The following is an 11,434-nucleotide window of genomic DNA, read 5'->3' as shown; positions in this document are numbered from 1 at the left end:
GCGGCAACAACCGCCAGCATCCGCCGGGTCTCGGGCCGGGCACGATCAAGGTTCAGCAGAGGAGTAACGACCATGGACAAACGCCAAAAAGGGTATGAAGCCTTCATCGCCCAACTGCGCAAGCAGTGGCAGGAGACCGAAGAGTTCCAGGGGGAGCGCCTCAACCGCATGATTGCCAAGGTGCAGGCCTATCTGGAGGCGGCTGGCGACCTGACTCAGGACGAGCTGGCCTTGATCGCCGAATACGTGAAGCGGGATCTCGGCAACTATGACGAGGGGCGCAGCGAGGCGCCTGAGTCGGCCTTTATGCTGGCGCTCAAAGACACCGCCTGGTCCTGGCTCGCGGACGTGACCGATCGCGCGCAGGTCGAGTGGAGCGAGCTGGCGGACGAGCTGGAGCACAAGGGTATCTACCGGGCCGGCGACTGGGTCGGGCTCGGGGTGCTGGTGTGCGATGCCTGCGAGTGGCGTCACACGGTGCTGCACCCTGAGCAGCTTGGCACCTGCCCCGAGTGTGGCGCCAACGAGTATCATCGTGAGCCGCTCTCACCCTGAGTGGCCTTCGAGCCAGTCCTATGATGCAATGAAAAGAGGCGCCCCATGAGGGCGCCTCTTTTATGGGCGACACATTTTCGCGTCTTCTTAGAGCTGACGGGCCCAGGGGTGGGCGCGAGGCCGCAGTGCCAGCGCGAGGCCGAGCAGCAGGGCGGCGATGCCATACAGCGGCCAGCTGCCAAAGCGCAGATAAGGGGTCGAGCCGTGGGCCGGACGCACCTCGGCGCGCAGCACCCCGGCTTCGAACTGCGGGATCTGGGCGATGATGCTGCCGTCGATTTCGGTGACTATGGTGATGCCGGTGTTGGTGTCGCGCAGCAGCGGGCGAGCGAGCTCCAGGGCGCGCATGCGGGCGATTTCCATGTGCTGCCAGGGGCCGATACTGGTGCCGAACCAGGCGTCGTTGGAAACGGTCAGCAGGAAGTCGGTATCCGGCTGCACGTTGCGACGCACCTCGTCCGGGAAGATGATCTCGTAGCAGATGGCGGCGGCGAACTTGAGCCCCTTGGCGATCAGGTTCGGTTGCACCTCGTCACCCCGACTGAAGGAGGACATGGGCAGGTTGAAGAAGGGCGCGATAGGGCGCAGCAGATCTTCAAAGGGCACGAACTCGCCGATGGGCAGCAGGTGGTACTTGTAGTAGCGGTTCTTGTGTTCGTAGTGGTAGGACTCTTTGCCGTCCAGATCCTGCACCCCCATGCCGAGCACGGTGTTGAAGAAACGCTGCTGCTGTTGATCGTAATGGATGATGCCCGCCAGCAAGCCGGTGTCGTTCACCTTCATCGCCTTGTCCAGGCTCTCCAGATAGGTGCCCATCTCCTTCTCGATGGCCGGGATCGCGGATTCCGGCCAGATGATGATGTCGGCGTCCTGATTCTCGCGGCTGAGATCCTGATAGGTGCGCACCGTCGGGATCAGCGCCTCCGGATCCCACTTGAGGGACTGGGCGATGTTGCCCTGCACCAGCGCCACCTTGACCGGCTCGCCCCGGGTCACCCAGTTCAGCTGCATCAGCCCTTGCGCCGCGCCCACCAGGGCGACGGGCAGCAGCAGCCAGGCCGGCTTGCGGCTCTGCCAGGTCAGCCAGAGGGCAGAGGCACAGAGCAGCAGGGCCAGCGTGATGCCCTGCACCCCGAAGATGGGGGCGAAGCCCTTGAGGGGACCGTCAATCTGGGTGTAACCAAACCAGAGCCAGGGGTAGCCGGTCATCACCCAGCCCCGCAGCCAGTCGGCCACCAGCCAGAGCGCCGGGAAGGCGAGCAGCCAGCGGCTCCAGTGGCGACCACTGAAGAAGCGGGCAAACAGCCAGCAGGCCAGGGTCGGGTAGAGCGACAGATAGGCCGCGAGCCCGGCCAGCAACACGAAGGCGGCCGGCAGCGGGATGCCACCGAACTCGGTCATGCTGACGTGGATCCACCACTGACCCGGCAGGAAGAGGCCCATGGCATAACCAAAACCGCGCCAGGCGGCCTGTCTGGGGCTGGCTTTGTCCACCAGGGCATAGAGCCCGAGCAGGGAGGGAATGACCAGGGGCCAGTAGCCAAAGGGGGAGAAGGCCAGCACGGCGAGGGCGCCACAAGCAAAGGCACATAGGCTTGTCAGAAGTTTCGATTTCACTGGTCTAGGGGCTCGAATTGGGCTGAATAAAAGTTAAGTGGCCGACATCTTAACCGTAAACAGGGTCAACGGCGAGCCTCCCGGCTATCGGGATTTTGGTGTTGTATCGAGGTGGTGTCGGCAGGGACAAGGCTGGCAAGAGGGTAGCGTTGAAATGACAAGCGCCCCTGCAAGAGGGGCGCAACATCGTCAGACTGCGGGAAGAACGGGATCAGGACTCCGGCTGGGCCGCCGGGTGGTTTTCCGGGATCTTCACCTGCAGCTGCTGCAGGCGACGACGGTCCGCGTGCATCACCTTGAACAGGTAGCCGTCGAGCTCGATCTCCTCGCCCTTCTTCGGCAGGTGGCTGAAGGCGTGCATCACCAGGCCGCCGACCGTGTCTACCTCTTCATCGCTGAACTGGGTGCCGAAGAAGTCGTTGAAGTCTTCGATCTCGGTGAGGGCGCTGACCGAGAAGACCCGCTTGCTGATGCGGCGGATCTCTTCCGGCTCGTCCTCGATGTCGTCGAACTCGTCGTCAATCTCGCCGACGATGAGCTCCAGTATGTCTTCGATGGTCACCAGACCGGAGACACCGCCAAACTCGTCCACCACTATGGCCATGTGGTAGCGCTCTTCGCGGAACTCCTTGAGCAGACGGTCAACCCGCTTGCTTTCGGGCACGATCACGGTAGGACGCAAGATTTGCTCGAGCTGCAGTGGCTCGCTGGCGTGGTGGCCGCCAAAGCCGAACGGCAACAGATCCTTGGCGAGCAAGATGCCCTCCACATGATCCTTGTCTTCGTTGATCACCGGGAAGCGGGAGTGGCCGGATTCGATGATGACCGGCAGGAACTCGTCCACCGGTTGGGACTTCTCGATGGTCACCATCTGGGAGCGGGGGATCATGATGTCGCGCACACGCAGCTCGGCAATTTCGAGCACGCCCTCGATCATGTCCTTGGTGTCCTGATCGATGAGGTCTCGCTCCTCGGCGTCGGCTATCACTTCCACCAAATCGTTGCGGTCTTTTGGCTCGCCCTGGAAGAGTTGGCTGAGTTTATCGAGCCAGGTTTTCTTCGGCGAGCCGGTACTAGGGTGATCGTCGGTCATTTTCTCTCTTGGTTACTCGTGTGAACACATAGGAATGCTTGTCTTGGCAATATAAGGATGGCCACCTTCTGTTTCAATCGGGTGACCATCCAGGCTGCCTTTATACGTCGACTTCGTCGTCGAGATAGGGATCGGGGAAGCCGAGCTCCTGCATGATGTCGCGCTCGAGCTGTTCCATCTCTTCTGCTTCCTCATCCTCGATATGGTCATAACCTAGCAGATGCAGACTGCCGTGCACAACCATGTGAGCCCAGTGGGCCTCCAGCGGTTTATTTTGCTCGATGGCCTCGGCTTCCACCACCTGGCGACAGATCACCAGATCCCCGAGCAGGGGCAGATCCATGCCGGGAGGGGCTTCGAACGGGAAGGAGAGCACGTTGGTGGGCTTATCCTTGCCACGATAGGTGTGGTTGAGCTCGCGGCTCTCGGCCTCGTCCACCAGCCGCACCGTCACCTCGGCTTCTTCCTGGAAACCCAGTATGGTGCCGTCGAGCCAGCCTTGCAGCTGGGCCTCGGTCGGCAGGCCTTCCGGGCTGGCGCAGGCCAGTTGCAGATCCAGGGTCACGCTCATTTAGTACTCTCTTTTGTTGAATTGGCTTTGGCAGGAATGGCCTCGGCCTGCGTCGCGTCGAACGCCTCATAGGCTTGCACGATGCGGGCTACCACGGGGTGGCGCACCACGTCTTTGGACTCGAAGAAGTTGAACGACAGGCCATCGACACCCTGCAGCACTTCCAGCGCATGGCGCAGACCGGATTTGGTGCTGCGCGGCAAGTCCACCTGAGTGATGTCGCCGGTGACCACCGCCTTGGAGTTGAAGCCGATGCGGGTCAGGAACATCTTCATCTGCTCGGTGGTGGTGTTCTGGGCCTCGTCCAAGATGATGAAGGCGTCGTTCAGGGTGCGGCCGCGCATATAGGCGAGCGGCGCTACCTCGATGATGTTGCGCTCCATCAGCTTCTCGACGCGCTCGAAACCCAGCATCTCGAACAGGGCGTCGTAGAGCGGACGCAGATAAGGATCCACCTTCTGGGAGAGATCGCCGGGCAGGAAGCCGAGTTTCTCGCCCGCTTCCACCGCCGGGCGGGTCAGCAGGATGCGACGGATCTCCTGGCGCTCCAGCGCATCCACCGCGGCAGCTACCGCCAGATAGGTCTTGCCGGTACCGGCCGGGCCTATGCCGAAGCTGATGTCGTGGCGCACGATATTGGCGATGTACTGGGCCTGATTCGGGCTGCGGGGCTTGATGAGGCCGCGCTTGGTCTTGACCGTCACTTCCTTGCCATAGGGCTGACCCGGTACGTCTTCCTCGTTCTGCTCCAGAACCCGGGACTCTTGCACCGTCAGGTGCACCAGGTCGGGGGTGATGTCGGTCACCTTGCCACCCTTGAGCGGCTGGGTTTCCACATAGAGGTGCTTGAGGATGACGGCGGCGGCATCGATCTGCGCCTGCTTGCCGAGCACTTGGAAGTGGTTGTCACGGTAGCTGATCTCGACGCCGAGGCGGCGTTCCAGCTGCTTGAGGTTGTCGTCAAAGGGACCGCACAGGCTGGCGAGGCGCTGATTGTCGGCGGGCTCCAGATGCAGGTTCAGGGTCGAGATGTGTCGGCTCAAAGTGTCCTCGTCTCAGCTGTTTCGCCATCCGGCCGTGCCGGATGGCGATGATTGATCAATGGGGCCTGAAGGCGGCAACGCCCAGCTCATCCGGTACATTGTCCGGGCGACGGGCCAGGATCTCCTGGGGCGCCGTGGCGATGCGCAGGTTCATCTCATCTTCCCCGCGGATGAAGCGACCGCGCAAGGAGTAAGGACGCACATCGGTGATCTCCACGTCGGCGAAGCCGCCAATCAGCGTATGGGGACCCTCGAAGTTGACCACCCGGTTGTTCTCGGTGCGGCCAGACAGCTGCATGGGATCCATCTTGGAGGGCCCCTCCACCAGGATGCGCTGCACCGAGCCCAGCATGGCGCGGCCGATGAGCATGGACTGGTGATTGATCTGGTTTTGCAGCCGGGCGAGGCGGGCCTTCTTCACCTCCATGTCGACGTCGTCCGGCAGGTCGGCGGCCGGAGTGCCGGGGCGCGGGCTGTAGATGAAGCTGAAGCTCATGTCGAAGTTGATCTCTTCGATCAGCTTCATGGTGGCCTCGAAGTCCTCGTCCGTCTCGTTCGGGAAGCCGACGATGAAATCCGAGCTCATGGTGATGTCGGGGCGAACGGCGCGCAGGCGGCGGATCTTGGACTTGTACTCCAGCACGGTGTGCGGGCGCTTCATCATGGTCAGGATGCGATCCGAGCCGCTTTGCACCGGCAGGTGCAGGAAGCTGACTACCTCGGGGGTGTCTCTATAGACCTCGATGATGTCGTCGGTGAACTCGATGGGGTGGCTGGTGGTGTAGCGGATGCGGTCGATGCCGTCGATGGCCGCCACCAGCCTCAGCAGCTCGGCGAAGCTGCAGTGATTGTCATCAAAAGTCGGGCCGCGGTAGGCGTTGACGTTCTGACCGAGCAGGTTCACCTCGCGCACGCCTTGCTGGGCGAGCTGGGCTATCTCGTAGAGCACGTCGTCGAGCGGGCGGCTCACCTCTTCGCCACGGGTGTAAGGCACCACGCAGAAGGAGCAGTATTTGGAGCAGCCTTCCATGATGGAGACGAAGGCGGTGACCCCCTCGGCGCGCGGCTCCGGCAGGTTGTCGAACTTCTCTATTTCGGGGAAGGCGATGTCCACCTGGGCACCCCGGCCTTCCTGCACCTGCTTGATCATGGCGGGCAGACGATGGAGGGTCTGCGGGCCGAAGACTATGTCCACATAGGGGGCGCGGCTGCGCAGGGCTTCCCCTTCCTGGGAGGCGACGCAGCCACCGACGCCTATCACCAGGCCTGGCTTTTTCAGCTTGAGCTTCTTCCAGCGACCGAGCTGGTGGAACACCTTCTCCTGAGCCTTCTCACGGATGGAGCAGGTGTTGAGCAGCAAGACATCGGCCTCTGCGGGCTCCTCGGTCAGGGTGTAGCCATTGCTGGCGTCCAACAAGTCCGCCATCTTGGACGAGTCATACTCGTTCATCTGGCAGCCCCAGGTCTTGATATGAAGTTTCTTGCTCATTGCTACTCTTGGCTGTTTTTGGCTGTTTTTAAAATTTGACAGGGTCAAACGACCGGGCATTTTACTCCGCAATCTGAATGCTGACTAGCGAATATCCCGCTCGCCAGTGGGCCCCAGCTTCCCGCCAGTACAGGCTTTGCCCCTGATTTGGCTCGGTAATTCGCCGCTTGTCTCACTGTTTATCGCAGGTCCTTGCGGTATCATGCCCCCATTCGGTTTGGCCCCTCTATCCTTGTCCGGGGCGACCCTTTTTCAGGAAATACGCTATGGAACACTGTGATATCGCCATCGTCGGCGCCGGCATGGTCGGGGCAGCCACCGCCTGTCTGCTGGCGGCGCAAGGCCTCTCCATCCGGGTCATCGAGACCCAGCTGCCCGAGCCCTATGCCCCCGAGCAGCCGCTGGATCTGCGGGTCTCCGCCATCAGCCAGGCCTCGGTAGCGCTGCTGGATCAGGCCGGTGCCTGGCAACATCTGCAGCAGATGCGACTGTGCCCCTACCGCCGCTTGGAGACCTGGGAGCTGGACGGCTTTGCCACCCGCTTCGACGCCGCCGATCTGGGGCTGCCCCAGCTCGGCTACATCATCGAGAACCGGCTGGTGCAGCTCGCCCTGCTCAAAAGAATGGAAGATTTCCCCAACATCCAGACCCATACCCCGGCGGCGGTGCAGAGCCTGCGCCAGAGCGCGGATGCCGCGGTGCTGACCCTGGATGATGGCACCGAACTGCAGGCGCGCTGGGTGCTGGCCTGCGACGGCGCCGAGTCCCTTACCCGCCGTCTCGCCGGCATCGGCGTGTCGCGCTTCGAGTACCGCCAGCACTGCATGCTGATCAATATCGACACCGACTTCGGGCAAGAAGACATCACCTGGCAGCAGTTCACCCCAAGCGGCCCGCGCGCCTTTTTGCCGCTGCCGGGTCAGCACGGCTCCCTGGTGTGGTACGACAGCCCGGCCCGCATTCGTGCCCTGTCGGCATTGAGCAACGAAGCGCTGGCCATCGAGGTGCGCCGCCACTTCCCGGCCCGGCTCGGCGGGTTCAGCGTGACCGGCAAGGGCAGCTTCCCGCTGGTGCGCCGCCATGCCAACGACTATCACGCCGGGCGGGTGGTGCTGCTTGGGGACTCGGCCCACACCATCAATCCGCTGGCGGGGCAGGGGGTCAACCTCGGCTTCAAGGACGTGGCCTGCTGGGTCGAGCTGCTCACCAAGGCGGGCAGCAACTGGCACCAACAGGCTCAGGCCGAGCGCTATGAGCGCAGGCGCCGCCCGGACAACCTGCTGATGCAGTCGGGGATGGATCTCTTCTACGGCGTGTTCAGCAACGAGATTGGGCCGCTCAAACTGGCCCGCAATCTGGCGCTGAATCTGGCGGACAAGGCGGGCCCGCTCAAGGAGATGGCGCTGCGTTACGCGCTGGGGCTGGTATAAGGGTTAGTGTTTTTAACTGCTGGTGAATTAACTTATGGAATATTGATCTGCCATGCTGATGTATTTAGTGATTTATATGCCACAAGGCTGCCCCCTGGGTGATGTCGGCGGGCGAAAGGGCTGAATAGCGTCAGGCAACAGAGTCAGATAATAGAGTCAGATAATAGGGTCAGACAATCAGGAGAAAGTGGATGAACAAGGCACTGCTGGTGATCGATTTTATCAACGACATTGCCCACCCGGACGGTCGGATCGCCGCCTCGGCGGCTCACGTGGTGGAGCAGGATGCCATCAAGCATGCGAACCAGGCGCTGGCCCATGCCCGCGCCCAGGGCTGGCTGGTGATCCTCATCAAGGTGGGCTTCGATGCCGGTTACAAGTTGCAGCCCAAGGATTCCCCCATGTTTGGCCGGGCCCAGCAGTTTGGCGCTCTGTCGCTGGACGGCAGCGGCACCGATTTTCACCCCGAGCTGGACGTGCAGACAAGCGATCTGGTGCTGACCAAGCCCAGGGTCAGTCCCTTCTACGGCACGGCGCTGGAGCCGGCGCTGCGGGCCAACCAGGTCGATCATCTCTATCTGTGCGGGGTCAGCACCAGCTGGGCCATTCAGGCCGCCACCCGGGACGGGCACGACAGGGATTACCGCATCACCATCCTCGAGGATGCCTGCGCCGCCGCCGATGCCATGGAGCACCAGAGTTCGCTGCGCCTGCTCGGCCGCATCGCCGAGGTCATCAAGGTGGCCCAGCTGGCCTGATAGCGTCGCCCCTATCGAGTCGCTCACATTTTGCTCATGGGCCGCTGTTGAAACCGCGTCGTTTTGGGCAAGATGGTAAAAAGTCGCTGACCACAAGGATGAGGGCATGCGTTATCAAGGAAAAATTGCGAGCTGGAACGCCCAGCGCGGCTTTGGCTTTATCAAGCCGCAGTCACAGTCACCGCAAGAGCAGAAAGACGCCGATCTGTTTGTGCACGTCTCCGCCCTGACGTTTGACGGCAGGCCGCCCGAGCCTGGGGAGCGGGTCTCTTATCGGCTCGGCGTCGGCAAGGATGACAAGCCCTGCGCCGTGCAGGTGTTCTTCCCCGACCGGCCTCTGTCACTGGCGGATGGCTTCAGCCCGGCGCCCGAGCGGCCCTCGCCCAGACGCGATGAATCCAGCAGCTTGCCGCCTTCTGTGGCCTCCTCCATGGCGAAGAGCACGGCGTCTCGGCCCCGCAGACAACCCACCTATAGACGACAGGGCAACTGGCGCGGCAAGCTGATCCCGCTGCTGGTGCTGGCGGGCCTGTTCTCCATTTACTCCCGCTTCTCGGCCGAGTCACCCTCGCCCCTGCCGACCTCCTCACCAGCGAGTGCCGGGGTGAGCGCTTTCGATAGCGCACCGTCGACCCCCACTTTTATCAAACAATGCGACGGTAGGCAGTACTGCTCCCAGATGACCTCCTGTGAGGAGGCGACCTGGTTTTTGCAAAATTGCCCCAATACCAAGATGGATGGCCATGGCAGAGGCAATGGCATTCCTTGTGAAAGCCAATGGTGCGGTCAGTGAGTGGTCAGAGCCATCAGCAAAAGAGGCCAGCCCGCCTGGGCTGGCCAACCTTCTCACCCCGCTCGGATGACCGAGAGGCCAGGGCACTTGTGCATCATGTGGCGGATCTGACCTGCGGGTGGGCGGCCTTGACCAGCGCCAGAAACTGATCGCGGATGGGATCGGCAAAGGTCGCGTTCCACACCAGGCTGATTTCCCACTCAGAGTAGGGGCCAGAGAGGGGGTAGAGGGTGACGTCCGGGCCGGCGATAAAGCTGACACTGCGGGGCAGTATGGCGTTGCCTATGCCGGCGGCCACCAGGGCCACCAGGGTCTGGATGTCCTCCGCCTCCTGGATGACGCCGGTCAGCCGGTTGGCGCCGAGGAAGTTGGCGATCTGCTGGGTGAGGCCGGGGCAGCGATGGCCCACCATCTGCAACAGGGGTTGGTGCACCAGCGCCTGCTCCACGTCGAAGGTAGCGGGATCTGGCCCTATCAGCTGGGTCGGCACCGCCAGCACCAGCCTGTCCGTCAACAATCTGTGCTCGTGTAGCTGCGGCGCCTCTGGCCGGCGCGTAAAGCCGACCTGCAACTGGCCGGACAGCAGCATCTCGTGCTGGATGGCGGAGGGCATGTCCTGCAGATGCACCATCACCTCGGGGACCTGGCGTTTGAAACGGGCCACCAGAGAGGGTGCCAGCACGAAGCTCGACAGCCCGAACCCCATCTTGAGCCGCCCGGCGAGACCGCTCGCCAGCGCCAGGGCATGGCGTTCGAACTCCTTGCCATGATTGACCAGGGCGCGAGCCTGGCTGAGTAGCTGAACGCCGATGGCGGTCAGCTCGGCGCCGTGGCGTCCCCGGTTGAACAGGGTGCTGCCGAGGGCCAGCTCCAGCCCCTGGATCTGCTTGGTGAGCGCCGGCTGGGTGATAAACAGCCGGTTGGCGGCCTCCCGGTAGTTGGCCGTCTCGGCCAGGGTCACGAACGCGTGCAGTTGCCTCAGATCGAATTTCATTCCGTTTGGTTATCCATTCCGTTTGATTATCAAATGTGGCGATTTAGTGATTATAAATTATCTATCTGCCTTGTTCTAATGGTGTTGCAGCGGGTCGGGGGTCGGCCTGAACGGGGAACGAGGAGTCACATCATGCAAAGCGAACGTTATCTGTTTCTAATCAAGGGAAGCCTCATCATGGCTCAGCCGCTGGCGGCGGCCGAGACGGGGGAGCTGTTGGCCAGCCTGTTGTCACAGGGGTTCGTGGTGGCGCCCCTGCTGGTGTGGGCGAGTGACACCGAGCAGGCCCTGGCCTGCTATGAGGCTAAGGCTCAGCGTCAGGCGCTCGCCAGCTCGCTGTCCGGGGTCGAATCCACGTTGGCGGGAGCGGCGACATGAACTCCATCACCTTGCGGGCCAGGGCCCTGCTGCTGGACATGGATGGCACCCTGATCAAGTCGACCGCGGGCGTGGAGACGGTATGGCGGCTCTGGTGCCAGCACCATGGGCTGGCGCCCGAGCCCGTACTGGCCATGTGTCACGGGGTGCGGGCGAAGGAGGTGATCGAGGCACTGGCGCCTCAGCTGGACATCGCGGTGGAGATGGTGCGGCTGGACGAGCTGGAGCTCGAGCACACCGGGGTGGCCGAGCCGATCGAGGGGGCTCGGGCCCTGCTCCATGGCCTGCCCGCCGCTCGCTGGGCACTGGTCACCTCAGCCAGCAAACGGGTGGCGCGGGGGCGGCTCGCCGATGCCGGGCTGCCGCCGCCGGGGCTGATGATAGGCGGGGATGACGTGGTGCGGGGCAAGCCGGATCCCGAGCCCTATCTGCTGGCGGCGAGCCGGCTTGGCCTGGATCCCGCCGACTGTCTGGTATTCGAGGATGCCAAGGCTGGCATCGCGAGCGCTTTGCAGGCCGGTTGCCGGGTGGTGCAGATAGGAGGCGAACGCCTGCTCAATGACAGGGTGAGCGGCTGGCTCGATGACTGGCGGCAGCTTGGGGTGTCAGAAGATGAGGCGGGTCTGCGGCTCAGCCTGTCCGGGCGGCGCGAGTGCCTGCCCGTCTGACAGTAGCCGCGAGCATGCCATCACAGGGGCGTGGCGGGCGAGACG

12 protein-coding genes are annotated in these 11,434 nt (G+C 62.8%); 6 read left to right on the top strand and 6 right to left on the bottom strand.

Annotated features, from left to right (window positions below; all coding sequences use genetic code 11):
* The first annotated feature begins 72 nt into the window (after nucleotides 1-72).
* A complete protein-coding gene (locus tag BN1137_RS16115) occupies nucleotides 73-555 on the top strand; it encodes a zinc ribbon-containing protein (protein WP_050719570.1) in 483 nt (160 codons plus the stop codon).
* 87 nt (nucleotides 556-642) lie between these two features.
* Here BN1137_RS16115 and lnt read toward each other — a convergent pair whose 3' ends face one another.
* From lnt to miaB, 5 genes are all read right to left on the bottom strand, one after another.
* Nucleotides 643-2,172: an apolipoprotein N-acyltransferase gene (lnt, locus tag BN1137_RS16110; RefSeq protein ID WP_050719569.1), complete on the bottom strand. Its 1,530-nt coding sequence runs from the start codon at nucleotides 2,170-2,172 to the stop codon at nucleotides 643-645.
* Between the two features lie 211 nt (nucleotides 2,173-2,383).
* A complete protein-coding gene (corC, locus tag BN1137_RS16105; RefSeq protein ID WP_050719568.1) occupies nucleotides 2,384-3,265 on the bottom strand; it encodes a CNNM family magnesium/cobalt transport protein CorC in 882 nt (293 codons plus the stop codon).
* Between the two features lie 100 nt (nucleotides 3,266-3,365).
* Nucleotides 3,366-3,836, bottom strand: coding sequence for an rRNA maturation RNase YbeY (gene ybeY, locus BN1137_RS16100; RefSeq protein ID WP_050719567.1), 471 nt, complete (start codon nucleotides 3,834-3,836; stop codon nucleotides 3,366-3,368).
* Complete coding sequence (locus BN1137_RS16095; protein WP_050719566.1) at nucleotides 3,833-4,879, bottom strand: PhoH family protein; 1,047 nt, start codon at nucleotides 4,877-4,879, stop codon at nucleotides 3,833-3,835. Before BN1137_RS16095 ends, ybeY begins: the two co-directional genes overlap by 4 nt.
* A 55-nt stretch (nucleotides 4,880-4,934) precedes the next feature.
* The gene (gene miaB / locus BN1137_RS16090; RefSeq protein ID WP_050719565.1) at nucleotides 4,935-6,368 is read right to left on the bottom strand and encodes a tRNA (N6-isopentenyl adenosine(37)-C2)-methylthiotransferase MiaB; all 1,434 of its coding nucleotides are present in this window, start codon (nucleotides 6,366-6,368) and stop codon (nucleotides 4,935-4,937) included.
* 266 nt (nucleotides 6,369-6,634) lie between these two features.
* Between miaB and BN1137_RS16085 the strand changes: the two genes are divergently transcribed.
* The 3 genes from BN1137_RS16085 (at nucleotide 6,635) to BN1137_RS16075 (ending at nucleotide 9,349) form a co-directional block, all read left to right on the top strand.
* Nucleotides 6,635-7,798 carry an FAD-dependent monooxygenase gene (locus tag BN1137_RS16085; RefSeq protein ID WP_050719564.1) on the top strand — a complete coding sequence of 388 codons (1,164 nt, stop codon included), beginning with the start codon at nucleotides 6,635-6,637 and terminating at the stop codon, nucleotides 7,796-7,798.
* A gap of 191 nt (nucleotides 7,799-7,989) precedes the next feature.
* Nucleotides 7,990-8,556: a cysteine hydrolase family protein gene (locus BN1137_RS16080; RefSeq protein WP_050719563.1), complete on the top strand. Its 567-nt coding sequence runs from the start codon at nucleotides 7,990-7,992 to the stop codon at nucleotides 8,554-8,556.
* Between the two features lie 106 nt (nucleotides 8,557-8,662).
* Nucleotides 8,663-9,349, top strand: a complete 687-nt coding sequence (locus BN1137_RS16075; protein ID WP_050719562.1) for a cold-shock protein — start codon at nucleotides 8,663-8,665, stop codon at nucleotides 9,347-9,349.
* Nucleotides 9,350-9,443: 94 nt separating this feature from the next.
* Here the strand turns inward: BN1137_RS16075 and BN1137_RS16070 are convergent, their stop codons facing one another.
* On the bottom strand, nucleotides 9,444-10,343 hold the full coding sequence (locus BN1137_RS16070) for a LysR family transcriptional regulator (RefSeq protein WP_050719561.1): 900 nt from the start codon (nucleotides 10,341-10,343) through the stop codon (nucleotides 9,444-9,446).
* A 132-nt stretch (nucleotides 10,344-10,475) separates the two neighbouring features.
* On the opposite strand from BN1137_RS16070, the gene BN1137_RS16065 reads away from it, so the two are divergent.
* A complete protein-coding gene (locus tag BN1137_RS16065; protein WP_050719560.1) occupies nucleotides 10,476-10,721 on the top strand; it encodes a hypothetical protein in 246 nt (81 codons plus the stop codon).
* Nucleotides 10,718-11,389, top strand: a complete 672-nt coding sequence (locus BN1137_RS16060; protein WP_050719559.1) for an HAD-IA family hydrolase — start codon at nucleotides 10,718-10,720, stop codon at nucleotides 11,387-11,389. The genes BN1137_RS16065 and BN1137_RS16060 overlap by 4 nt, the downstream gene beginning before the upstream one ends.
* Nucleotides 11,390-11,434: the final 45 nt, after the last annotated feature.

Source organism: Aeromonas tecta, from assembly GCF_000820185.1.
Lineage (GTDB): Bacteria > Pseudomonadota > Gammaproteobacteria > Enterobacterales > Aeromonadaceae > Aeromonas > Aeromonas tecta.
This window is presented reverse-complemented; position numbering and strand designations above follow the sequence as displayed.

Bases quoted from the DNA above. Each gene is read 5' to 3' on its own strand.
- BN1137_RS16115 (WP_050719570.1), top strand. From the start codon at position 73: ATGGACAAACGCCAAAAAGGGTATGAAGCCTTCATCGCCCAACTGCGC.
- corC (WP_050719568.1), bottom strand. From the start codon at position 3,265: ATGACCGACGATCACCCTAGTACCGGCTCGCCGAAGAAAACCTGGCTC.
- ybeY (WP_050719567.1), bottom strand. From the start codon at position 3,836: ATGAGCGTGACCCTGGATCTGCAACTGGCCTGCGCCAGCCCGGAAGGC.
- miaB (WP_050719565.1), bottom strand. From the start codon at position 6,368: ATGAGCAAGAAACTTCATATCAAGACCTGGGGCTGCCAGATGAACGAG.
- BN1137_RS16085 (WP_050719564.1), top strand. From the start codon at position 6,635: ATGGAACACTGTGATATCGCCATCGTCGGCGCCGGCATGGTCGGGGCA.
- BN1137_RS16080 (WP_050719563.1), top strand. From the start codon at position 7,990: ATGAACAAGGCACTGCTGGTGATCGATTTTATCAACGACATTGCCCAC.
- BN1137_RS16075 (WP_050719562.1), top strand. From the start codon at position 8,663: ATGCGTTATCAAGGAAAAATTGCGAGCTGGAACGCCCAGCGCGGCTTT.
- BN1137_RS16070 (WP_050719561.1), bottom strand. From the start codon at position 10,343: ATGAAATTCGATCTGAGGCAACTGCACGCGTTCGTGACCCTGGCCGAG.
- BN1137_RS16065 (WP_050719560.1), top strand. From the start codon at position 10,476: ATGCAAAGCGAACGTTATCTGTTTCTAATCAAGGGAAGCCTCATCATG.
- BN1137_RS16060 (WP_050719559.1), top strand. From the start codon at position 10,718: ATGAACTCCATCACCTTGCGGGCCAGGGCCCTGCTGCTGGACATGGAT.